Origin of the sequence: Scardovia inopinata JCM 12537 (genome assembly GCF_001042695.1) — a bacterium.
Lineage (GTDB): Bacteria > Actinomycetota > Actinomycetes > Actinomycetales > Bifidobacteriaceae > Scardovia > Scardovia inopinata.
The window spans coordinates 669,324-691,386 of the sequence record NZ_AP012334.1 but is presented as its reverse complement, the minus strand read 5'-3'; the positions used below and the strand labels follow the sequence as shown (position 1 = coordinate 691,386).

Sequence of the window (22,063 nt, the reverse complement as noted above, 5' to 3'; positions counted from 1 at the left end):
AGTGCTGACCGGGAAAGCAAGCCACTACATCTGGGTCATCTGCCGCAGTTCCTTTTTCAAATCACGGATTTCATCCCGTAAACGGGCGGCCAGCTCGAACTGGAGCTGTTCAGCGGCTGTATGCATTTGATCGCTCAACTGCCGAATCAGATCAGCTAAATCCTGTGCAGGCAGACCGGCATCAATCAGCTGCTTGCGGTTTTTGAAGGCTTTATCCCTGTCCAGTTTAGGCACACCCAGATGAGAATTACCTGCCTTGCCGGAATTGCGATACCCGGTGTCCAGTAATGTCTGGGTATCCACATCTTCTTTAGCCAGCATATCATTCACATCGCTGATCTTCTTGATCAGGGGCTGAGGGTCCACATGATGCTTGGTATTATAAGCGATCTGAACTTCCCGGCGACGATTAGTTTCTGTAATTGCCTGGCTCATAGCCTCGGTTTCTTTATCAGCATACATGATAACCGTACCCGACACGTTACGGGCTGCACGGCCTATGGTCTGGATCAGAGATCGATAGGAGCGCAGGAAGCCTTCCTTGTCCGCGTCCAGGATAGCGACCAGGGAAACTTCCGGCAGATCCAGCCCCTCCCTCAGGAGGTTGATACCCACAATTACATCGATCGTCCCTTCACGCAGCTGCCTAAGAAGCTCAACCCGGCGCAAGGTATCGACATCGGAATGCAAATATTCTACCTTGATTTCCCTATCCAGCAGATAATCAGTTAAATCTTCGGCCATTTTCTTAGTCAGAGTAGTAACCAGGACCCTTTCATTTTTAGCAACCCGATCCTTGATTTCTCCTAAAAGATCATCTATCTGTCCTTCCACCGGCCTTACCTCAACTCGAGGATCCACCAGGCCGGTTGGACGAATAATTTGTTCTACTACCCCATCAGACAAGCCGAGCTCATAATCGCCGGGGGTTGCCGACAGATAAACAGTCTGACCAATGTGCTGCTCAAATTCATCCCACTTCAAAGGCCGGTTATCCATAGCACTGGGCAGGCGGAAACCATACTCAACCAAAGTTCTCTTACGGGAGGCGTCTCCCTCATACATAGCCCCAATCTGGGGAACGGTTTGATGGGACTCATCAATCACCAGAAGAAAATCATCGGGGAAGAAATCCAATAGAGTATGGGGAGGGCTGCCAGGCTGGCGCCCGTCAAAATGACGGGAATAATTTTCCACCCCCGGGCAGGTGCCAATTTGAGAAAGCATCTCCAGATCATAGGTAGTGCGCATTTCCAGCCGCTGCGCCTCCAAAAGCTTATTTTGTTTCTTAAACTCAGCAACCCGCTGATCCATCTCTTCCTTGATAGTTTTCAAAGCCCTGTTCAAGCGGTCGGGACCTGCAACATAGTGGGTTGCAGGAAAAATATGGATACTGGTCACATGATCTATCAGATCCCCGGTCAGGGGATGAAGGGTAGAAATCGAATCAATTTCATCGCCAAAAAATTCAATCCGGATAGCAAGTTCCTCATACACAGGGATTATCTCCACCGTGTCCCCCCTGACCCTAAAGGTTCCCCGGGTAAAAGCAATATCATTGCGTTTATACTGCATCTTAACGAAGGTTCTCAACAGATCATCCCGATTGATTTCATCACCTTCGTGTAAAAAGAGCATCTGCGACGCATACTCTTCAGGAGTTCCCAGACCATAAATACAGGAAACGGTAGATACTACCACCGTATCCCGGCGGGTCAAAAGATTGGCCGTTGCCGCATGGCGCAGACGTTCCACATCATCGTTGATGGATGAATCTTTCTCAATAAAGGTATCAGTTTGGGGAACATAGGCTTCAGGCTGATAGTAATCATAATACGATACAAAGTAAGAAACTGCATTGTCCGGCATAAGTTCACGAAACTCGGCACATAACTGTGCAGCCAGGGTTTTGTTGGGTTCCAAAATCAGAGTGGGTCTCTGCAACTTCTCGATCAGCCAGGCAGTTGTCGCGGTTTTGCCGGTACCGGTAGCCCCCATGAGAACCACGTCACTTTCGCCGCTGTTCAGGCGTTCCGCCAGCTCTTCAATAGCCTGGGGCTGATCTCCTGAAGGCTTGTAGGGGGACTTGACCACAAAAGGCTTGTTCTCCCGGTGTATGAGCTGGTCTAAGGTCTGTTTTTCATCTGCTAGGTGTGACATCTGTTCCATTCCTATAGAATCCTGCTATAGTGTCGTTGTATCAGTCGGTATCGAAAAAATCAAAAAATTATTCCCGGACTGAACATTTCCCCTGCCGACCGCGGATCGAATCAAGAATTCGGTCACAATCTGCTACCATGCGGTCCAGAGGCTGGTCAGAGGAGATACAGTAATCAGCACACTCTCGGCGCACTTTTTGAGGCAGCTGGGCCTGAATCCGTTCCTCAGCCTGACGGCGGCTCATACCACGGGTCTGCACCATACGGTTAATTCGGGTCTGATCATCGGCTTCAACAGTTATGACATAGTCAGGAGCAATATTATATTTCTTCAATTCAGGAAGTGACTCGACCAGCAAGGGAATATCATGAATAATTATGCTTTGCTGAGGAGAAGAGGAGCTCCACTGCCTGTCGAGCATGCGAGCCCGCTGAAAAATAAGGGGATGAATAACCGACTCCAGCTTATGGCGGTTTTCCTGAGCATGGTCACCTGCGAAGACATGCTCCGCCATCCATTTCCTATTCAAAGAACCATCAGGTAAGAGTATATCATTACCGAATAAACCAATAAGAGCAGAAAGGCCTGCACTCCCCGGCTCTGTGACATCTCTAGCCAGCTGATCATAATCAATCACCCGGATTCCCCTTTGTCGGCAATGGGCACTGATGGTTGATTTACCAGCTGCGATGCCACCGGTCAGACCTACACGAACCATAATCCATCTTATCCTTCTTTGGTCTGACCTGATTCTTGAGGTTTGTCCTTGTCTGTTCCCTCAGCAGAGGAATTACCAGAGGAGTCATTCCCTTGGAATACCTCACTGCGGAATCCACACTTCATAGATCTTTCCTTCTTCATGCGCCTGTACTGATTAAGGTTATAAAACCAGTAAGGAATACTGTAATATATACCAGCCATAACCATAATAAGAGGAACGAGAAAGAAAACAATAATAATAATTTTGGATCGGTAGCTTAAGGTCGAAACCCATCTAGTGGTAATAATAAGACCTGTAAGAATACTAAACAGCAGGTAGCCCCCACTAAAGAAGACGCCGATTATAACACCTGCCGGATTATGATTTTCGGCAGTGCAAGCCGACCATATCCCCAGAGGTAGGTAGGTAAAAGCTCCAACAATAAACATAACCACAGTGAAAACAATAAAATCATGACGCTGGCGGTAGGTCACTGCTGTCCGCAGTCTCTCTCCATTTTGTGTTTCCATAAGATTATCTTACGAAATGAGGCGGACCCGGATGTACCGGATCCGCCTCATACTTATGCTCTGTCGCTTTCTGGCAAGGAGCATGCTCTTTGCTGTTGAAGTTGCTGTTCACGCCTCTTATTGTTCGTTGAGCAGCTGCTCGCGCAGGGCGGCAAGCTGATCGTCAGCAGCAAGAGTACCTTCAGCTTTCTCAGTGGAGGAATAGGTAGTAGTAGCTTCTTCTTCCCTATGGGGTTCGGCAGCAGGAGCCTGTCCGTCCTCTGCCGCAGAAGCTGCTGCGTTTTCGAGTTCCTTGGTAGCAAAAGCCTTATGCTCTTCCCATAGATCATGAGCTGCAGCATACTGAGATTCCCACTCTTCGCGCTGCTTCTCATAGCCTTCAATCCACTCATTAGTTTCAGGATCGAATCCTTCAGGATACTTATAGTTGCCGTTCTCATCATATTCAGCCGGCATACCATATAGAGCTGGATCGAAGTCCTCAGAGGTAGGATCAACGGAATCATTGGCCTGCTTGAGGGAGAGGGAAATACGGCGGCGGTCGAGATCCACATCAATAACCTTGACGAAGACTTCTTCACCTGGCTTAACCACAGTCTCAGGATTATCCACATGCCGGTTAGCCAATTCAGAAATATGGATCAGGCCTTCAATGCCATCGTCCACGGATACAAAGACACCAAACTGGACAATCTTGGTAACCTTGCCCTTGACAATCTGTCCGGGAACATGAGTGCGGGCAAACCGCTGCCAGGGGTCTTCCTGGGTGGATTTCAGAGAGAGGGAAATGCGCTCCCGGTCGAGATCCACATCAAGAACCTCAACGGTGACCTTATCTCCAACCTTAACAACTTCTGACGGGTGATCAATATGCTTCCATGACAGCTCAGAAACATGAATCAGACCGTCTACGCCGCCAAGATCGACGAATGCACCAAAGTTGACGATAGAGCTGATAGTACCTTCCCGAATCTGACCCTTCTTAAGCTGGGACAGGAAGGTCTCACGAACTTCGGACTGGGTTTCTTCCAGATACTGGCGACGGGACAGAACCACGTTGTTGCGGTTCTTGTCGAGTTCAAGAATCTTAGCCTGGATTCTCTGACCAATATAAGGAGCTAGATCACGAACACGGCGCATCTCAACCAGAGATGCAGGCAGGAAGCCACGAAGACCAATATCAACAATGAGACCGCCCTTGACGGTTTCAATAACGGTGCCTTCAACCACACCATCTGCTTCCTTAATTTTCTCCACATCACCCCAGGCACGTTCATATTGTGCGCGCTTCTTGGAGAGGATGAGGCGGCCATCCTTATCTTCCTTGGTCACTACCAGGGCCTCGATGGTATCACCAACCTGGACGACATCTTCAGGATCTACATCCTTCTTAATGGAGAGTTCTTTTGAAGGAATAACACCTTCAGTTTTGTAGCCGATGTCGAGGAGAACTTCGTCACGATCGATCTTGACTACCGTCCCCTCAACCAGGTCACCATCATCAAAATTCTTGATGGTGGAGTCGACTGCCTTGATGAAGTCGTCAACGGTACCAATATCATTGATTGCTACCTTCTCGACTTCTTTATTCTTATCTGTCATTGATTGTTTTTCTTGTCGTAATGGATAAAATCGATATTTAGTTATATGTATCTGATCATTCGCAAGGAATGACGCAGTTACAAAGAACCATCATAGGGGAAAGCATAGCCAAAGGGCAGAAAGAAAGGCACATCAGCAGGTTGGCCAAGCTCTGGAAGCCACCAACCGTTCAGCCATATCAACCACGTTGCTCAGCAGCATGGCTCTTGTCATAGGCCCGACCCCTCCCGGATTAGGGGTATAGGCTGAGCTGAGAGGATAGCAAGCGGGATCAAAATCGCCCTGGATTCGCCATTTTTTAGCTTTCGCATCCCACACTCGGGAAACGCCCACATCTACCAAAACAGAATCGGGTTTAATCATATCGGGCTGAATAAAGTGAGCCTGTCCTATAGCTGAAATAACCACGTCTGCTGCCCTGATTTTACTGGCCAAATCCCGAGTTTTGGAGTGGCAGAGGGTCACGGTTGCATCCACTCCCCTGGTAGTTAGCAGCATTCCCATGGTTCGGCCAATGGTAATCCCCCGGCCAACAACGCAAACGTCCTTGCCTTGAAGGTCCCTATGGTATTCGTTCAAGAGCCTAAGAATTCCCCGAGGCGTGCAAGGCATGGGAATGTCAGAGATTCCGTTCGTATGCAGAACCAGCTTTCCCAGATTGTATGGATGCATCCCGTCTGCGTCTTTAGCCGGATCCAGGTGTTCAATAATTCGGTCAGCGTCCATGGAGTCCGGCAGAGGCAACTGAACAATAAACCCGGTACAGTCTTCATTATGGTTCAAGTAGTCAATGGCATCAATAACTTCCTGAGCACTAGCCGTTTCTGGCAAATCGATACGAAGGGACTCAATCCCTACCTCCTGACAATCTCTGTGTTTGCCAGCTACATACTTAACTGATCCAGGATCTTCCCCCACCAGAAGGGTGCCCAGACCAGGTTTATAACCATGCTTTTTTACCTCCTGAACCCTGTGCAACAAATCAGCCTTTATCCGAGCCGCTGCGGCTTTTCCGTCAAGTATTTGTGCCATAATACGTCCTTTGCACACGGTTTTCTTAAGCCAGATTGTTCAGAAAGTATTTTATCTAAGTCTGTCTTCAGCATAGCTTACCCCAAGCACAGCTGACGTCATCGCCTCCTGTTTAATCCTTTTAATCCTCCCGTCTATTCCTCTTCCCACCGTTTCCAGCAACGATAAGGACAGAGCTACCCAACCGCCAGATTTCTACTTTCCTTATCGGTACCCTGTTAGATAATTAAATAATTAAGAGTTTGGGATAATAGGTTATTAGAAAGGTAGTTAAACACTATGACAGGCATCATGATGGCGACTGGACGCAAAGCTGCGCGGACACCTCTGCTTCGTTTTTTTACAGTTCTCTTTACCCTTTTCGCTATCCTCCTGCCCGGAGCATGCTCTGCTGGCCAGTCAGGAGGATCTGCTCCAGGCAAGAAGGAATCATCTTCCGCAACAGGCCTGGCCAAAGGGCCAATTACCGTAGTTGCCTCGGTTAACCAGTGGGGATCTTTGGCTAGTGAACTGGGAGGAAATCAAGTATCAGTCACTTCCCTGTTAAAAAATACTTCCGTTGACGCTCATGAGTTCTCCCCTACAACATCAGATATAGCAAAACTAACCAACGCTCAAGTCGTAATTGTTAATGGTGCTGGCTATGACTCCTGGGCAACCAAGACATCTAACCACGCCCTGGCAACCATCAATGCTGCGTCAACAATCGGAGCCGAAGAAGGAGACAACCCCCACCTGTGGTTCTCAGCCGATGTTCGCGACAAAATGGCTCAATCTATTCGGGACACTTATAGCCGTATCCTTCCTTCCCACAAAAAGTATTTTGCTTCCCTCTACTCTTCTTGGGAGAAAAAGCAGAAAAAACTTTCGGCACAAATCGCGGATTTTGCCTCAAAGCACAAGGATAAATCCTACGGAGCTACAGAATCCGTCGCCTACTACCTCATGGCAGATCTGGGAATGAAAGATGCCACTCCTGCGACATATACTCGAGCCATGCAGAACTCAGGGGAACCTTCAGCTGCTGATTTGCATGCCTTTCAAAAAATTATTGAAAATCATGATATTTCTGTGCTGATTAACAATCCTCAGGAGACTTCAGATATGAGCAATATGCTGACGTCAACCGCAGGGAAATCCTCCGTGCCAGTTGTTGACGTCACTGAACAAATTCCTGCACGTTACACCAGTCTTGATCAGTGGATCAGCAATTTAGTATCTGCCTTTTCCAAGGCTCTGGACCAGGCAGACAAGGGTTCGGAGTCCTGACTCATGACAGCAGATCAGGAGGAATCGTGCATTGTATTCAAGAATGCGGCTATTTCCCGGTCTAACAAAGTTATTTGGTCCCAGGGAAATTTCAGCATACCTGCAGGATCCGTTACTGCTATTGTAGGTACCAACGGAGCGGGTAAAACAACCATGATCTCGGTTGAGCTGGGTCTGCTTCCGCTCGACAGTGGCTCCGTGACTGTATTAGGCAAACCGGCCGGACAGATGAACAGCCGTATAGGCTATGTCCCTCAAAGTTATGAATCGTCCGGCGACAGCAATATTACGGTCATGGAGTCTGTACTCTTAGGCTTAAGTGGAACCCGTTTCGGCTGGCACATCACCAGGGCAAAGGAAAAGAAAAAAGCGCAGGAAGCCATTGATTTTGTTGGTCTACGCCCCTATGCTTCTAGCCGGCTATCCCAGTTGTCTGGAGGGCAAAGGCAGAGGGCTGCCATAGCACAGGCTTTGGTGGGAGATCCCAAACTTCTTCTGCTGGATGAACCCCTGGCCAATCTGGATATGGCCAGCCAGAGTGCTTTGGTTGATCTTTTATCTCTGCTCAATCGCCAGGAAGGCATTGCTATTCAGGTTGTTTCCCACGACCTGAATGTTCTTTTGCCTATTCTCACCGGAGCTGTTTATCTTCTAGATGGGCATCCGCATTATTCCCCCATTGATGGAGTACTCAACTCAGATCTTCTTACTCATTTGTACGGAACCAAGGTTGAGGTTATTACCACTCCTCAGGGTGATATGTTTGTCACTCACGACAGCAGCATTGAACCGCCCAGCCGGTCTCACCATGATTTGCATGACCCGGCCGAAGCTGCTCGGTTCCACACCTCTGCAGATTGCCTAGCAGACAGTGAGCATAGTCAGGAGCAGGAATGAATAATCTCACTTTTTTCCAGTACTCCCCTGTCTGGAGACAGACTCTGACCACACCTTTTATGGCCAACGCTTTTGCAGCGGGTCTTTTAATCGCCCTGGCTTCAGGCATCATGGGCTACTTTACCATTTCCCGACAGTCAACCTTTGCTGCCCACGCCTTGGCTCATATTGGACTGCCTGGAGCAACTCTGGCAGCCATACTCGGTTTGCCCGTGTCCCTGGGCATGGGGGTTTTTGCTCTGGCAGGCGGGCTGATAATTGGAGGCTTGGGTAAAAAAGCTTCTCAGAGAGAAATTGCGACTGGTACAGTTCTTGCCTTTGCTACCGGTTTAGGTTTTTACTTTGCCCGGATGACTTCTCAGGCTACTCAGCAAATGCAAAATATACTTTTTGGCTCCATTCTGACTATAACCAAGGGCCAATTAGCAGGATTCGCAATTTTTGATGCTCTCCTTTTGCTTATTGTCAGCCTGGTTTTCCGCCCCCTTCTGTTCAGCTCCATTGATGAACAGGTTGCCCGGGCAAAAGGAGTACCAATAGCCTTCATGAATGTACTCTTTATGGCTCTGATGGCGGGGGTTATAACAGTTGCCGTTCCTGCTGTGGGCACCCTGCTGGTATTTGCCCTGGTGATAACACCGGCTGCCACTGCAACCATGATTACTAAATCCCCCTTTACCGCGGTGGTAACCGCCACTATTCTTTGCCTGGCATCTATTTGGCTTGGGCTGCTTATCTCTACAATTCTGAATCTGCCGCCCAGCTTTGTGATTGTGACTCTCAGCACCATAGTCTGGCTTATTGTCCGCTTGATTTTCAGTAAGAAACGATAAAAAATTACTAGTGAGGAACAGTGACATATCCGAGAAGGTGCCATGACAGTTTATTGGATAAGGAAAGGCAGACGCTTTCCTGTGTGGCTAACAATACTAGTATCTTCGCTGATTATCTGCGGATTATTAGTAGGTCTTGTATTGGGGGTTCGTGTGTATAGGGAGCGTGAGGCTGCTGATTTTCGGCAGCAGATGGTTGCTATTGTTCATTCACGGGAGTGTCGGAAGGTTATGGAGGAGGATTTTCGTGAGTTGGATCCTCATGCTTTGACTGATAAAGGTGTTATTCAAACCTATGAGATTGTGGACTCGTCTATTGAGCATAATCCTATGGGTGGTATTGATTATTATGTGATTATTAATCATGATAAAAAGCAGACGGTAAGTTTTAATATGGATCGTTATGACTATGGTGGTGGGTACGGTCCTTTAGAAAGCGGCGGTAGTGCTATCTCCGGTGACCTATCAGCCAGATTATATGCTCGCTATGGCAAGCAGATAGACGATTATGACTGGGCCAGTAAGTATAAGAAGGCTCACCCTGACGAATTCCCACCAGAAAACAACACACACAAAAGCAAATGATTCTTTTACTTTTATGCATTTGCTTCCTGGTAACCGTACGATCAAAGAAAAGGGAGGTGGTTATGGTTCCAAACTCAAACGACCCGTCAAATTGGCAAAGCCAAGCAGCCCAATCGAATCATCCTGACCACTCAGCTCAGCCCGTTCAGTCACGGTCTTCTCATTTTGTGCTCAGTGAGCAGGAGACACAACGGCTCATTACTAAAAATGATAATCAAACTCAACTCCTGGAGAAAATCCAAGAGAAAAAACACAAGCAAGCTCTCTCCCAACAAGCAGCCGCTATCAGTGTCATCATCGGCATCATCATAATTACCACAGCCATTGTCTTTGGAGTAATCGTGACCAAGAAAAATCATGAAAAGCAAGAATTCTACAACGAAATGCATGCTATCGTCCACTCACAAGAATGTCAGAAGGTTATGGAGGAGGATTTTCGTGAGTTGGATCCTCATGCTTTGACTGATAAAGGTGTTATTCAAACCTATGAGATTGTGGACTCGTCTATTGAGCATAATCCTATGGGTGGTATTGATTTTGATACGGTTATTAACCATGATAAAAAGCAGACAGTAGGATTTACTCTTAATCGTCGTTATATGGGTGGTGGGTATGGTCCTTTAGAAAGCGGCGGTAATGTGATTTCTGGAAAGTTGTCTGCACGGCGGTTAGCTCGCTATGGCAAGCAGATTTATGATTATGACTGGGCCAGCAAGTATAAGAAGGCTCATCCTGACGAATTCCCACCAGAAAACAACACACAGAAAAATGATGAGTAGGAGTTGCGATGACGGAACCGCAGTTTACTGACTATGATCGTATGCTTATTACGCAAAAAGGATATAAAGATAATACTTGGCACGTTGGTACCCGATCACAGCCAAATGATATTACGATTAAAGGCACCCATAAAGATCAGTACATTGGCACAGTAGTCAAGGTTGTTCACGATAGTTTATCCGGTTTGGACGCCGTGGTACTTAAAGATCCAAAAACAAAGACTATTCGGGTAATATATCAGGGGTCAAGGGGCATCGGGAATGATTGGATTCGCAATAATATACCGGAAGCTTTATCTGCGATGGGAGTAAGCCCGCTGAAGGCTAAGGAGCAGGGTCTGCCCATAAGTAACCAGTTCCGGGCTTCATCCCGCTTGCTGAAACAAGTACTGTCAGACTATCCTGACTGCCACTGTGAGGTATACGGGCATTCCTTGGGATCTATGGTTGGCCAGTATGCCTTATCGGATTTAACCGATAAAGAAGCCGCACGAATAAAAGGTGCCTGGCTGTATCAGGGACCGAATATTTATAATACTTTGGATGTTAACCAGCAGAAAAGAGCTTCCTCATATTCCGGGCGACTTCATAATTACGTAGACACCAAAGACCTGGTCGCTTTTGGGTACACTGTCGCTTTTCACTCAATTTTACGGCCCTCTTATGGAATGAATCCTCTTCATCCGGACCCTGTAGGAACTCTGTCATCGCCTGAAAAAACACCTCATGTGGGAGATTTATATCGGGTAGATTCTCTTCAAACAGACAATATCAAAGATCAGCATATGTGGGGCGGATACCAGTTCAGCAAAAAAGGAATGTTGGCCCTTTACCGCAATAATATTATCAATCGGCAAGCATCTTTATTAAAAGATTTGTCACACGCTGCCGGGCCAGCAGCCGGATCTGCTTCGGGAGAGATCTTTGCCGATGTTGAGCAGGCTCGCATTATCACTCATTCAGCAACTCAGATTGCGGAAGGCCTGATAGCTGTATTGCCAAAGCATGGTGAAAAAATTGTACAATCTCTAGAAGAAGAATGGGATAAAGCAGTAGATTATGTCATGAACTCCTCCATTGGCAATGGCCTATCCCGAGATAAAGTCGAACAGGTATTGGCAGATGCCGGCTTAAGCAAAAAAGAGCTCTCTGACAATCTTCAAACAACGATTGCAGAGGATGTCGCAAGAGTCCGCAGAATAACGGATTCGATTGGACAAACAGGAGACTCTGCAATGAAAGGTATGGCCACACTCCTTGAGCAAGACAAACACCTCGCCCATAAAATTACTGCTTTTGAAAATAAACATCTCTTTCAATAAAATCAACTATTAATACTCGCGAAAGGGCACTTCACCATTATGAATCCAAACTTGCTTATTTACGCACCAGAAGATATAGCAGACTGGAGAAGCTGCGGCTGCGGCGATCCTCAGGAACATATTAGGCACACCCTCGAAGAAATAAGACAGCAGCGGGACTATTATGATCATCTGGCTGGTTCTGTATCCCACCAACTGGAAGAGATGCAAGGTGCTGTTCAATCCATCGCATCCCGCTACCCCGAAGCTGCGGAAGAATTTAAATCTACTACTCTGAGCCATTTGGAAGAACAACAAGCAATAGTCACTGATGACTATCACAAAGTGCAGGAACGATTTAACCAAATCCTCTCAGCATTACGAAACTCACTATACTGTTAGCTTAGATGCATCACAGATTCAGCCGAAAGGAAGGCATCCAGCATGACTACGCACATGTCTGCTTTAGACGAGAGCGGGCTCAATGACATACGACTAAGTACTGCGAACGATGTACTTGTCCCAATTATTAGACAAAAATTCAAAGAAGCAAAAAAGAATTGGTCTGTCTACGTTAAGGAAGAGACTTCAGAAAGCGCTCACACTCTTTCCAGAGCTACATCTTCTATGCGTTCAGCTTTAACAGGCCGTTTCAGCAAGACCGTTCAAGCAGCGTATAAGCAGAAATGCGAAGCATTGCTCAAGTCTGGAGAATAAAGACTAATCAGAAAATTACAGCCAGTAAAACAGTCAGCCAGCCTATTTTACTAACTACTTATTCTAGTTACCAGATTCCCCGGCAGTCTCCTTGCCGGATTCCCTGGCATTCTTTGCAGCCTGCTTAGCCGCAGCTTTAGCAGCACGCTCCTCTTCTTCTACCCGATAGAGAGTCTGATAAGCCGGTTCCTGGGGCGCTTTGGCATGATGCTTGTCGTCTCCCGGCTCCGGATCCTGATAGCCCAGGTTAACATCCAAAAGTCGCTGAGCTTCATCATCGTCAATTCCCTCACTGAGGGCAATCTCTGAAGTTAGGATTCCCCGAGCCTTAGACAGCATTCGCTTTTCTCCAGCAGACAAGCCGTGGTCGTCATCATCCCGCTGAGATAAATCGCGAACCACTTCAGCAATTTTATTAACATCACCTGTGGCGATTTTTTCAACATTCAGTTTATAGCGACGAGACCAGTTTGTTTTTTCTTCAACAATTGGGGTTCTTAAAATTTCAAAAACTTTTGCCACGGCTACCCCATTGACGATCTCCCTAACGCCAACTTTTTCAACCGAGTCTGCGGGGACGCTGATTTCCAAACCATCAGAAGACAAAACGGTCAAACGAAGATAGGTCCGGGTCACCCCACGCAAGGTTCGTTCACTGATTTCTTCAATGCGAGCTGCTCCATGGCGAGGATAAACAACCGTATCACCGACTTTATACTCCATTTGCATGCCCCTTCACGACAAACTTAACTGAATTATTATGCTCTTGCCCATGGACGTCTGTCATCTCCCGAAAGATAAAAGAAAATAACGGAACACACGGGAAATTCTTCTCATATATAGTCTATAATAAGAAGAGGTAACAAAGAGCATAGGTTAGGAGCAAAGATGCCAGTACCCGTACCGCACACCGTACTCGATGAAGTCAGCAATGGCATATATTACAGCCCCCACGAGGTTCTGGGAGCACACCTGGATTTGCAGGAAGGTAAGAGCGCTTCAGAATCTACTAATGGCAAAGCCACAGTCAGAGTGCTTCGGCCCCTGGCCAAAGAGGTAACCATCATAACCCAGACCGGAGAATACTCTGCTAAACATGAGTGGAATGGTATTTTCGTTGCTGATGTCCCAGCTGCACGAGATGAATCCGGCTGGGCTGTTCCTGATTATCGAATCAGAACAGTCTATGAGAATGGAGAAAGCAACGTCCAGGATGATCCCTACCGTTACCTCCCCACCCTGGGGGATGTGGATATCTATCTTTTTAATGAAGGCAGGCATGAGCGGTTGTGGGAAATTCTTGGCGCTCATGTACGTACCTATCTGGATCCTATGGGAGATCCCGATGGATCATCAGATAATTCAGTTACTGGAACTTCTTTTGCCGTATGGGCTCCCAACGCACGAGTCGTTCGAGTCGTAGGAGATTTCAACGGCTGGGGCGGTCGTCAGTATGCCATGAGAGAAGTGGGATCCAGCGGCGTCTGGGAGATTTTCATTCCCGACGTTAAAGCAGGCGAGCGCTATAAGTATGAGATCCTCAATGCCAATAATGAATGGAAGCAGAAGGCAGATCCCATGGAGAAATATCATCAGATTCCTCCCGAGACCGCTTCCATTGTGACTGATTCTCATTATGAATGGAATGATTCCGATTGGATGCATACCAGGGCCGTTAAGAATCCTCATCTGGGGCCTGTAAGCGTTTATGAGGTTCATGCAGGCAGCTGGAAGAAAGGCGAAGGCTTCAAGCAGCTGGCTGATGATCTGGTGCCCTATGTTAAAGATCTGGGCTTTACCCATGTAGAATTCATGCCCTTGGCAGAACATCCCTTTGAAGGATCATGGGGGTACCAGGTAACCGGATACTATGCCCCTGATTCCCGGCTGGGTCAGCCTGATGAACTCAAGTACCTGATAGACCGCTTCCATCAGGCTGGAATTGGAGTCATCATGGACTGGGTTCCCGCCCACTTCCCTAAGGATGACTTTGCCCTGGCCCGATTTGATGGCACTCCCCTTTACGAAGACCCTGATCCCCTGCGAGGGGAACATCCTGATTGGGGAACCTATATCTTCAATTTTGGCCGTAATGAAGTTCGTAACTTCCTCGTTGCCAATGCCTGCTATTGGCTGAGTGAGTTCCATGTGGACGGCCTACGGGTTGATGCTGTTTCTTCCATGCTATACCTAGATTACAGCCGTGAAAATGGTCAGTGGCGACCTAACAAGTACGGCGGCCATGAGAACCTGGAAGCCATTGATTTTCTTAAGGAAGCTACAGCAACCGCCTACCGCAATAACCCTGGAATCATGATGATTGCTGAAGAATCCACTGCCTGGCAGGGAGTCACCAGCCCCACCAGCAATGGGGGTCTGGGCTTTGGTCTGAAGTGGAATATGGGGTGGATGCATGACACTCTTGACTACCTGAGCAAACATCCTTTAGATAGGAAATGGAATCATAACGAAATCACCTTCTCTCTGGTATATGCATATTCAGAACACTATATTCTTCCTATTTCCCACGATGAAGTCGTACACGGCAAAGGCTCTCTCATAGGCCGTATGCCAGGAGATGACTGGCAGCGGTTCGCTGGAGTTCGTGCCCTCTTTGCCTATCAGTGGACTCATCCGGGCAAAAAACTCACCTTTATGGGCAACGAATTAGCCCAATTTGGTGAGTGGAGCGAAAAGTGGAGTATTGATTGGGACAGCCTCAACTGGGAAGACCATCGTGGAGTACAGAAACTGGTTCGGGATCTGAACACGCTTTATAAGGAAAATCCGCAGCTCTGGGAACTTGATTTTGAGCAGCAAGGGTTCCAATGGCTGACCAGTGATGATGCCGACCACAATACTCTTTCTTACATGCGGCTGGACAGCAAGGGAGACCCACTGGTTGTCGTAGTCAATTTCTCCGGAGCAGCGTGGGATAACTATCGGGTTCCCCTCCCCCAGTCGGGTCAGTGGGATGAAATTCTTACCACTGATGATGCCAAATACGGCGGCTCGGACATTCATAATAACGATATTGAAGTTATGGAGGGTGATTTCCACAGCCGCCCTTATTCTGCTTATCTGACGGTTCCGGCCTTGGGAGCTATAATTCTTAAACCTCGCAAGTAAAACCTTACAAGTAAAACCTCGCCTGTGAGGAAGCCGCCAGAAGGTTAAATAGGAAAGTTCGACAGCACTATGAAACAACAATTGGAACTGGGCTAAAAAACCCAGTTCCAATTGTTTGCCAGCTCTTTCATGTGCACTTTGTGAAGGGCTGCCTGTATTATGACAGTATTGCCGTTAGTCAGCACTATTACTGTTAGTCATAGGATGCGAAAGATATTATGATAAGCACTACATCAGGTAAAACAGGACAGTATTCCGTCCTCGTCGTGGAAGATGAGCCTACCCTTGCTACGGCCATAGGCCAGAGACTGGCATCCGAAGGATGGAACACCAGAATTACTGGCGATGGAGCCAGCGCTGTGCACATTGCAGCCAGCTATAAGCCCGATCTGATTCTCATGGATATTATGCTGCCTGTCATGGATGGTCTGGAGGCCACTAAACGTATCACAGCTGCCCGGCCTGTTCCTGTCCTGATGCTTACTGCCCGTGATGATGAAACCGACAAGGTTATTGGTCTGGGAGCCGGAGCTGATGACTATATGACCAAGCCATTCTCTATGCGCGAGCTGGTCGCCCGATGCAAGGCTCTCCTGCGACGGGTGGAAAGGGCTAAAGTCATTGCCAAAAATTCAGAAAATGAGAAAGTTCTTGAATTCAATGGGCTGACTATCGATCCGGCTCAACGCCTGGTTCTGCTTAACGGCCAGGAGGTACATCTGACTCCCACCGAGTTTGATCTGCTTGCTACTCTTGCCCGCAAACCCAAGCAGGTTTTGACTCGAGAGAAATTGCTGGAAGAGGTATGGGATTGGGTTGATGCCTCTGGCACGAGAACAGTAGATTCTCATGTGAAAGCTTTAAGGCATAAATTAGGATCTGAGATGATCCGTACCGTTCACGGTGTAGGTTACGCTTTTGAGCCCCCAGCTGATAAAGCCTGATACTTGTTATCCTTCTTTCTCTTGGTTTTTTAGTTACTGATAGCTTTCTATAGTTTTGTACGTTTTATTTAGCCATGGCCACTTCATCTCTTAAGGATTATGACAGCATCATCAATGGTGATGCATCACCTTCTACTCATGATTCTCTGCCTTCTCAGCACAAGGTTTCTTCCCGTACTCCCAGAACCTCTGCCTCAGCCCCCCACCACACTTCTCCTCACGGGCTTTACAGCAAAGCTGCCTACGATATTTACAGTTCAGCCAAAGAGAAAGAAAAAGAAAAAACCACATCTGCGGTTAGAAAGTCCAAAGATTCAGCCGGCATAAAAGAACCAAGAAAACGGCCTATTGGCATCTTTTCTTCTTTAAAAGCAGAGTTAAGCATTCTAATCGTTCTTGCCACTCTTATTGCTTTCTTCCTGGCTTGGATCCTGCTGAAAGCCAAAGTTAGTCTGTGGATTTCTTTGCCGTTGACCCTGCTTGTGTCTTTGGGAATTACCTACCTTTTTTCCCGCGGACTGACTTCTCCTCTGGGAGAAATCAGGGATGCTGCTGAGCAAATGCAGGAAGGTAATTATGAAGTCCGGGTCAGTTCAGCTTTAACCAGTAAGGATGAAATCGGACAGTTGGCCCGGTCCTTTAATACCATGGCTGAGGAACTGGAACATGCCGATCAGATGAGACGGGATCTGATTGCCAATGTCAGTCATGAACTGAGAACTCCCGTATCCGCTCTCCAGGCTCAGGTGGAGAATATGGCCGATGGGGTCATTGAACCTACCAGCGCCAATTTGGAGGGAATTCTCAATCAGACTCATCGCTTGTCTGATCTCATAGCTTTTCTCCTCGATATGTCCCGGGTGGAAGCCGGAGCAGCCAGTCTGGAAATTACTACTTTCAACGTTAAAGATTTTATTGATGATGTAGTAAGCCCCCTGGAAATTGCTGACGGTGGCCATGGGCACATTATCAGCGTGGATGTTCCAGATAATATCACCATGGAAGGTGACCAGGACAGACTTCGGCAGCTCTATACCAACATTATTTCCAATGCTCTGAAACATTCAGCAGATGGAACAGCCGTTTTAGTAGAAGTCCATGAAGATATCCCACACGGAACAGTGGTGTCGAACATAATAAATTTTGGTTCTCAGATTTCAGCAGAAGAACGCTCTGATATTTTCCGCCGCTACGTTAAGGGGCAAGGAAACCGGCCGGGGACAGGGTCGGGCGGAACAGGTTTAGGCCTATCCATAGCCAGATGGGCAGCCCACCTGCATTCAGGAACGGTTCGGGTAGTTGATGACGTTCGCGGAGCCAATTTTGAGATTACCCTGCCTAAATATCACCTGACTGACGAAGAGCAGAAGTAAGCTGCTCTTTCCTTTTAATTTCCAAGGCGTGTCGAACCTCGCCTTTCTGTCTCATTTGTTTGACATAATAATCGAACAAATGTTCGAAAGAGGTGATGGTGTATGCGTATACCTATGGCATTGGAAGCCGTTCCAGCAGGCTTCCCGTCCGTCGCACAGGACTATTTTGACGGAGATTTCTCCTTTGATGAGAATGTAATTACTCATCCTGACACCACTTTTGTGGTCAGGGTAAGCGGAGACTCCATGGAAGGAGCCGGCATATTCAATGGAGATATTCTTATTGTTGACAAATCTTTGGCAGCCGAAGAAAGCGATATTGTCATTGCGGCCATTAACGGTGAGCTGACAGTTAAACGACTTTTGCTGAATACCGATAATCTTCCCTTTCTTCATCCTGAGAACAGGGCTTATCCTGATATTCCTCTCTATCTGGAGGAAGAAGTTGCTATCTGGGGAGTTGTCATAGGCAACTTTCACTGGCAGTGTCATCGGGCTCGGATTCCTGAAACCGCAGCTGTTCGTAGGGAGAACCATGCTTGACACGTCGATTGATGCTTCCAATCAAACCAACTATCGCAGCGTAGTTTTGGCTGATGCCAACAGCTTCTTTGCCTCCTGCGAACGGGTCTTTCATCCGTCTCTTCAGGGAAAACCTCTGGTTGTTTTGTCTAATAATGACGGATGCGTAGTGGCTCGATCCAGAGAAGCCAAAGCCTTAGGTGTCCGTATGGGAGCTCCCTGGTACAGCATTAAAGAAAAAGCCAGCAAGCAGGGAGTCATAGCCCACAGCTCCAATTATGAGCTCTACGCCAGCCTGTCGGCCCGGATGATGTCTCTGATGAGCACTTTTCTGCCTGACCAGGAGGTATATTCTATTGACGAAAGTTTTCTTCTCAGCCCTTATGACAACGCAACGACCAGGAGCATCTGCCGCCAGATGAGGAAGGTTATTCTTCAAGGCATAGGAATACCGGTATCGGTAGGCATTGCCCCTACTAAAACCCTGGCCAAGATTGTCAACCACTGGGCTAAGGAACATCCCCAGACCGGAGGAATTCTTTCCTGGGATCAAGTCAACCCTAAAATCCTGGAAGAAATCCCTGTAGGCGATGTATGGGGAGTTGGTCGCCGTCTATCCGCTAGGTTTATGAGTCATAACATCCTGACAGCAGCTGACCTGAGCCGGATAGATCCACAGACTATTCGCCACCAGTATTCTATGCCGGTTGAAAGAACGGTACTGGAACTCCAGGGCATTGCCTGCATTGCTGAAGATGACCACGATAATGCAGCCGACGGTGAACGGCATACAGAAATACTGTGTTCCCGTATGTTCAGCCACCCTATCAGTGGATATAACAACCTCTGCCAAGCAGCAAGCGTATATGCTCAAAAAGCAGCACATCGTCTAAAACGCCAAAACAGCCTATGCTCCCTGGTAAGCGTCTTCTGTTCTACCAGTCGCTTTGCCGAAAGTTACTCCCATTCCTGGAAAACCTGCTGCCTCGACTCCCCTACCGACAGTCCCATCCTCATCAGTCAGGCAGCATGCAGGGCCGTTCGATCATCGATTGATCCTACTGCCCGCTATAATCGGGCTGGAGTTGTGCTTCAGGGTCTGCATGACGCCGCTACTTATGTAACCCTTGAAGGAATGGAAGCTCACCGCGATAAGGCTGATTTAGGAACCATTCTTGACCAAGCAGTCAAACGTTTTAGTCCTATGACCGTTGGTATAGGATATGGAGGAATTCGGGGACGGGATAGGCAAGATCACGATACCGGCGGATCCTGGTCCATGAAAAGATCCATGCTATCTGACCGCTGTACTACCCGTTGGAATGAAATGGCCGTCGTCAAAGCTCATTGACCGAAGAAAGTCATTATTAACAGCAAGTCATTATTAACAGCAAGAAAGTCATTGACGAGGACGCGACGAAAGAACTACGGCTGCCACAACGCATCCGCCCGCTTCCTCAATAACCGCCTGGCAGGAGCGCAGAGTGGAACCGGTGGTAACAATATCATCAAGAAGAATTACCGGATGCCCTTGAATACTGGCTGGGCTGCTGATCCGAATACGGCCAGCCAGGCGGGCAAGACGAGATCGTCGATCATTATGAGCAACAGCCTTGCCGGAAGAGCCGTCTATAGAAAGGACAGGAGCAGACCGTAAGTCAAAACCATCAGATTGAAGATTCCGCTCAGCAGCCCTGCACAGGGGTATAAGCTGAGCACGACCGCGTCGGTAAAACGATGCTCGAGTGGAAGGGGCCGGAACAAGAAGAACAGACTTGCCGGCCTTGCTGAACTTACTAGATTTACTGAAAGAAAGGATCTCCAGAACCGATGCCAATAAATCGCAAAGAGCCTGGGAAAAAGGCTTGTCCAACTCTTCATCTCCATGATCTTTCCAGGCTAAAATAGCCTGTCGAACGCAGTCATCATAGGTTGAACAGGCGTAAACCAAGCATGCAGGACAGTCAGGAGAAGAATGATCATAATAATCATGCAAAGGAGAGGTCGACCATTGATAGAATAGATCCGTACAAGACGGGCACAAGATCTGATCTGGCCTGCCGCATCCCGCACAGCACCGGGGAAAAAGAAGATAGCGAAGAAGGGACAACGAATTACTCATACAATGAGCATAACGCTCTTGTCAGGGGAAACGGTCCTTTACCGACTTATGTGGTCAAGTGTGTCTTTACAAGGGTGTTTTCCACATACGAGCAGCCTTAATCAAAGACCGTATAAATTTTTCTGTATCCTCAGGACCTGATACCTGAATGGCTATCGTTCCAGCTAAAGCTGCGGGATAATCGTTGCCTTCCGGACTCATTCTGTCTCCAATAAAGACAATATCTTTCACAGAACACTTCAGCAAATCAGCCAACTTGTTAACAGCATATGCCTTATCCACACCCTTAACAGAAATATCCACACTGGTAGACCCACCGGCCTTAACAGTGAGCTCAGGGAGGTCAGCAGCTACAGCCTCAGCCAGGGCTCTGCGCTTAGATCCATCAGGATCCCAAGCTTCCTTCTCCTCAACCGGAGCCTTTTGCCCAAGGGCGGAGAAAGTAATCTGCGAGCCTCTGTCCTCAATCCGATCTGACCATACCTGATCCTGGGGGTACCATAAACCTAATTCTTCAGCCCTTAACCGCAGGGATTTCAAAGCCTTCTGCTTATCCTGTTCAGCTATGGTGATTTCATACACCATCTGCCAGCGACCAGAGCGCCAAACATAGTATTGGGTGCCGGTCGTAGGCATCAGATGAAGCTGCGATAACTTTGCTGTCGATGAGATCATGGAAAGAATCTGACTGTCAATAAGCTCCCAGCGTCCCCCGGAAATAATAGCCACCGGATAGAGATGGGTAAGGTCACTCAAAAGCTGTGCCACAGGCGGTTTCATAGGCATTTTTGACCGAGCAAGAGTTCCATCAAGATCAAAGGCTACGAGTTTAGCCCGCTTAGATAAATCGAGATAATCTACATGGTCCCAGGTAGGAAGTTCCATATCTGCGGCTCCCCAGCTCAGTTTAGGTAATAGTGATACCCTTGTATTATGCCATTACAGCCCCACAAACCCAACCAATCCAGCGAATCCGGCGAATCCAAGAAAGACCAGGAGCAGAGCGGAACCTATAAACTCAGAGAATCCTGGAAGCAGGAAGCCGGGCGCAACCCTCGTCCCCTGGTATGGGAGCAGCGCCGTTACCGCAACCGACATGGCAGGGGCACCAGACAGCCTATGTATGGTCTTCATCTCCCCTCTTATGCTACAAAAGCAGGTGTCTTTGACTCTCTGGTAGCTGCACAGCTTAAACGCCTGTCCCGAGGGTGGCCCGATCTGATAGAGTCGACTGAGTGCGCCGTTGAAGATGTTCCTCCATCCGACCCCCTGCCCTGGGAAGAGAAAATAATTCAGTTTTCTGCCTCTTTCCCCGCTTCTCATGGTCAAAAAGCCAGGATAGTCCTTTACCGACTACCTCTTCAGTCTGCAGCAAGCTCTCTTTTCCAGTTGGAATATCTGATTCACGACGAGCTGGTCCGCCAGTTGGCCGAGATAAATGGTTGGGATCCACAGGATATAGATCCCTACCCTCTCATTTAGACATACCCCTTATAGACATATCTAAATCCAGAGTAATAGCCAGTCTGACGCACATCCACGCCGGAATCATCCCAGGATCGAAATAC

22 protein-coding genes are annotated in these 22,063 nt (G+C 47.8%); 14 read left to right on the top strand and 8 right to left on the bottom strand.

Annotated elements, in window-relative coordinates; translation table 11 throughout:
* Positions 1 to 24: 24 nt before the first annotated feature.
* The 5 genes from uvrB to SCIP_RS02745 all read right to left on the bottom strand — a co-directional run bounded on the left by uvrB (position 25) and on the right by SCIP_RS02745 (position 6,024).
* Complete coding sequence (uvrB, locus tag SCIP_RS02765) at positions 25 to 2,160, bottom strand: excinuclease ABC subunit UvrB (protein ID WP_006292997.1); 2,136 nt, start codon at positions 2,158 to 2,160, stop codon at positions 25 to 27.
* A 67-nt stretch (positions 2,161 to 2,227) separates the two neighbouring features.
* Positions 2,228 to 2,878 carry a dephospho-CoA kinase gene (gene coaE / locus SCIP_RS02760; protein ID WP_006292996.1) on the bottom strand — a complete coding sequence of 217 codons (651 nt, stop codon included), beginning with the start codon at positions 2,876 to 2,878 and terminating at the stop codon, positions 2,228 to 2,230.
* Positions 2,879 to 2,886: 8 nt separating this feature from the next.
* Complete coding sequence (locus SCIP_RS02755; RefSeq protein WP_006292995.1) at positions 2,887 to 3,390, bottom strand: hypothetical protein; 504 nt, start codon at positions 3,388 to 3,390, stop codon at positions 2,887 to 2,889.
* Between the two features lie 117 nt (positions 3,391 to 3,507).
* Positions 3,508 to 4,992, bottom strand: coding sequence for a 30S ribosomal protein S1 (rpsA, locus tag SCIP_RS02750; protein WP_006292994.1), 1,485 nt, complete (start codon positions 4,990 to 4,992; stop codon positions 3,508 to 3,510).
* 132 nt (positions 4,993 to 5,124) lie between these two features.
* The gene (locus tag SCIP_RS02745; protein WP_006292993.1) at positions 5,125 to 6,024 is read right to left on the bottom strand and encodes a bifunctional methylenetetrahydrofolate dehydrogenase/methenyltetrahydrofolate cyclohydrolase; all 900 of its coding nucleotides are present in this window, start codon (positions 6,022 to 6,024) and stop codon (positions 5,125 to 5,127) included.
* Positions 6,025 to 6,303: 279 nt separating this feature from the next.
* Between SCIP_RS02745 and SCIP_RS02740 the strand changes: the two genes are divergently transcribed.
* The 8 genes from SCIP_RS02740 (at position 6,304) to SCIP_RS02705 (ending at position 12,405) form a co-directional block, all read left to right on the top strand.
* Positions 6,304 to 7,293 carry a metal ABC transporter solute-binding protein, Zn/Mn family gene (locus SCIP_RS02740; RefSeq protein WP_006292992.1) on the top strand — a complete coding sequence of 330 codons (990 nt, stop codon included), beginning with the start codon at positions 6,304 to 6,306 and terminating at the stop codon, positions 7,291 to 7,293.
* 3 nt (positions 7,294 to 7,296) lie between these two features.
* Positions 7,297 to 8,190: a metal ABC transporter ATP-binding protein gene (locus SCIP_RS02735; RefSeq protein ID WP_006292991.1), complete on the top strand. Its 894-nt coding sequence runs from the start codon at positions 7,297 to 7,299 to the stop codon at positions 8,188 to 8,190.
* Positions 8,187 to 9,023, top strand: a complete 837-nt coding sequence (locus SCIP_RS02730; protein WP_006292990.1) for a metal ABC transporter permease — start codon at positions 8,187 to 8,189, stop codon at positions 9,021 to 9,023. Before SCIP_RS02735 ends, SCIP_RS02730 begins: the two co-directional genes overlap by 4 nt.
* A gap of 42 nt (positions 9,024 to 9,065) precedes the next feature.
* Positions 9,066 to 9,608 (top strand): DUF1310 family protein, encoded by a 543-nt coding sequence (locus tag SCIP_RS02725; RefSeq protein ID WP_006292989.1) that lies wholly within the window; start codon positions 9,066 to 9,068, stop codon positions 9,606 to 9,608.
* A gap of 62 nt (positions 9,609 to 9,670) precedes the next feature.
* The gene (locus tag SCIP_RS07730; RefSeq protein ID WP_081442804.1) at positions 9,671 to 10,387 is read left to right on the top strand and encodes a DUF1310 family protein; all 717 of its coding nucleotides are present in this window, start codon (positions 9,671 to 9,673) and stop codon (positions 10,385 to 10,387) included.
* Positions 10,388 to 10,395: 8 nt separating this feature from the next.
* Positions 10,396 to 11,709: a DUF2974 domain-containing protein gene (locus SCIP_RS02715; protein ID WP_006292987.1), complete on the top strand. Its 1,314-nt coding sequence runs from the start codon at positions 10,396 to 10,398 to the stop codon at positions 11,707 to 11,709.
* A gap of 39 nt (positions 11,710 to 11,748) precedes the next feature.
* Positions 11,749 to 12,090: a hypothetical protein gene (locus SCIP_RS02710; RefSeq protein WP_006292986.1), complete on the top strand. Its 342-nt coding sequence runs from the start codon at positions 11,749 to 11,751 to the stop codon at positions 12,088 to 12,090.
* Positions 12,091 to 12,132: 42 nt separating this feature from the next.
* Positions 12,133 to 12,405 carry a hypothetical protein gene (locus SCIP_RS02705; RefSeq protein WP_040590550.1) on the top strand — a complete coding sequence of 91 codons (273 nt, stop codon included), beginning with the start codon at positions 12,133 to 12,135 and terminating at the stop codon, positions 12,403 to 12,405.
* Positions 12,406 to 12,468: 63 nt separating this feature from the next.
* Here the strand turns inward: SCIP_RS02705 and SCIP_RS02700 are convergent, their stop codons facing one another.
* The gene (locus SCIP_RS02700) at positions 12,469 to 13,128 is read right to left on the bottom strand and encodes a CarD family transcriptional regulator (RefSeq protein WP_006292985.1); all 660 of its coding nucleotides are present in this window, start codon (positions 13,126 to 13,128) and stop codon (positions 12,469 to 12,471) included.
* 165 nt (positions 13,129 to 13,293) lie between these two features.
* Here SCIP_RS02700 and glgB point away from each other — a divergent pair, with 165 nt between their 5' ends.
* From glgB to SCIP_RS02675, 5 genes are all read left to right on the top strand, one after another.
* On the top strand, positions 13,294 to 15,534 hold the full coding sequence (gene glgB / locus SCIP_RS02695; RefSeq protein ID WP_006292984.1) for a 1,4-alpha-glucan branching protein GlgB: 2,241 nt from the start codon (positions 13,294 to 13,296) through the stop codon (positions 15,532 to 15,534).
* Between the two features lie 218 nt (positions 15,535 to 15,752).
* On the top strand, positions 15,753 to 16,478 hold the full coding sequence (locus SCIP_RS02690; protein WP_006292983.1) for a response regulator transcription factor: 726 nt from the start codon (positions 15,753 to 15,755) through the stop codon (positions 16,476 to 16,478).
* 74 nt (positions 16,479 to 16,552) lie between these two features.
* Positions 16,553 to 17,851: a sensor histidine kinase gene (locus tag SCIP_RS02685; protein ID WP_006292982.1), complete on the top strand. Its 1,299-nt coding sequence runs from the start codon at positions 16,553 to 16,555 to the stop codon at positions 17,849 to 17,851.
* A gap of 102 nt (positions 17,852 to 17,953) precedes the next feature.
* Positions 17,954 to 18,394 (top strand): LexA family protein, encoded by a 441-nt coding sequence (locus tag SCIP_RS02680; protein ID WP_006292981.1) that lies wholly within the window; start codon positions 17,954 to 17,956, stop codon positions 18,392 to 18,394.
* Positions 18,387 to 19,724 (top strand): Y-family DNA polymerase, encoded by a 1,338-nt coding sequence (locus tag SCIP_RS02675; protein WP_006292980.1) that lies wholly within the window; start codon positions 18,387 to 18,389, stop codon positions 19,722 to 19,724. The genes SCIP_RS02680 and SCIP_RS02675 overlap by 8 nt, the downstream gene beginning before the upstream one ends.
* A 48-nt stretch (positions 19,725 to 19,772) precedes the next feature.
* Here SCIP_RS02675 and SCIP_RS02670 read toward each other — a convergent pair whose 3' ends face one another.
* Together SCIP_RS02670 and SCIP_RS02665 are read right to left on the bottom strand one after the other, a co-directional pair.
* Positions 19,773 to 20,324: a ComF family protein gene (locus tag SCIP_RS02670; RefSeq protein WP_171821030.1), complete on the bottom strand. Its 552-nt coding sequence runs from the start codon at positions 20,322 to 20,324 to the stop codon at positions 19,773 to 19,775.
* A gap of 237 nt (positions 20,325 to 20,561) precedes the next feature.
* Entirely contained in the window at positions 20,562 to 21,380 is an 819-nt protein-coding gene (locus SCIP_RS02665; protein WP_006292978.1) for an HAD-IIB family hydrolase, read from the bottom strand.
* A 234-nt stretch (positions 21,381 to 21,614) separates the two neighbouring features.
* Between SCIP_RS02665 and SCIP_RS02660 the strand changes: the two genes are divergently transcribed.
* Entirely contained in the window at positions 21,615 to 21,977 is a 363-nt protein-coding gene (locus tag SCIP_RS02660; RefSeq protein WP_407695022.1) for a metallopeptidase family protein, read from the top strand.
* Positions 21,978 to 22,063 lie beyond the last annotated feature (86 nt).

Excerpts from the sequence above, each read along its gene's own strand:
- uvrB (WP_006292997.1), bottom strand. The coding sequence starts at position 2,160 with ATGTCACACCTAGCAGATGAAAAACAGACCTTAGACCAGCTCATACAC.
- coaE (WP_006292996.1), bottom strand. The coding sequence starts at position 2,878 with ATGGTTCGTGTAGGTCTGACCGGTGGCATCGCAGCTGGTAAATCAACC.
- SCIP_RS02755 (WP_006292995.1), bottom strand. The coding sequence starts at position 3,390 with ATGGAAACACAAAATGGAGAGAGACTGCGGACAGCAGTGACCTACCGC.
- rpsA (WP_006292994.1), bottom strand. The coding sequence starts at position 4,992 with ATGACAGATAAGAATAAAGAAGTCGAGAAGGTAGCAATCAATGATATT.
- SCIP_RS02745 (WP_006292993.1), bottom strand. The coding sequence starts at position 6,024 with ATGGCACAAATACTTGACGGAAAAGCCGCAGCGGCTCGGATAAAGGCT.
- SCIP_RS02740 (WP_006292992.1), top strand. The coding sequence starts at position 6,304 with ATGACAGGCATCATGATGGCGACTGGACGCAAAGCTGCGCGGACACCT.
- SCIP_RS02735 (WP_006292991.1), top strand. The coding sequence starts at position 7,297 with ATGACAGCAGATCAGGAGGAATCGTGCATTGTATTCAAGAATGCGGCT.
- SCIP_RS02730 (WP_006292990.1), top strand. The coding sequence starts at position 8,187 with ATGAATAATCTCACTTTTTTCCAGTACTCCCCTGTCTGGAGACAGACT.
- SCIP_RS02725 (WP_006292989.1), top strand. The coding sequence starts at position 9,066 with ATGACAGTTTATTGGATAAGGAAAGGCAGACGCTTTCCTGTGTGGCTA.
- SCIP_RS07730 (WP_081442804.1), top strand. The coding sequence starts at position 9,671 with ATGGTTCCAAACTCAAACGACCCGTCAAATTGGCAAAGCCAAGCAGCC.
- SCIP_RS02715 (WP_006292987.1), top strand. The coding sequence starts at position 10,396 with ATGACGGAACCGCAGTTTACTGACTATGATCGTATGCTTATTACGCAA.
- SCIP_RS02710 (WP_006292986.1), top strand. The coding sequence starts at position 11,749 with ATGAATCCAAACTTGCTTATTTACGCACCAGAAGATATAGCAGACTGG.
- SCIP_RS02705 (WP_040590550.1), top strand. The coding sequence starts at position 12,133 with ATGACTACGCACATGTCTGCTTTAGACGAGAGCGGGCTCAATGACATA.
- SCIP_RS02700 (WP_006292985.1), bottom strand. The coding sequence starts at position 13,128 with ATGGAGTATAAAGTCGGTGATACGGTTGTTTATCCTCGCCATGGAGCA.
- glgB (WP_006292984.1), top strand. The coding sequence starts at position 13,294 with ATGCCAGTACCCGTACCGCACACCGTACTCGATGAAGTCAGCAATGGC.
- SCIP_RS02690 (WP_006292983.1), top strand. The coding sequence starts at position 15,753 with ATGATAAGCACTACATCAGGTAAAACAGGACAGTATTCCGTCCTCGTC.
- SCIP_RS02685 (WP_006292982.1), top strand. The coding sequence starts at position 16,553 with ATGGCCACTTCATCTCTTAAGGATTATGACAGCATCATCAATGGTGAT.
- SCIP_RS02680 (WP_006292981.1), top strand. The coding sequence starts at position 17,954 with ATGCGTATACCTATGGCATTGGAAGCCGTTCCAGCAGGCTTCCCGTCC.
- SCIP_RS02675 (WP_006292980.1), top strand. The coding sequence starts at position 18,387 with ATGCTTGACACGTCGATTGATGCTTCCAATCAAACCAACTATCGCAGC.
- SCIP_RS02665 (WP_006292978.1), bottom strand. The coding sequence starts at position 21,380 with ATGGAACTTCCTACCTGGGACCATGTAGATTATCTCGATTTATCTAAG.
- SCIP_RS02660 (WP_407695022.1), top strand. The coding sequence starts at position 21,615 with ATGTATGGTCTTCATCTCCCCTCTTATGCTACAAAAGCAGGTGTCTTT.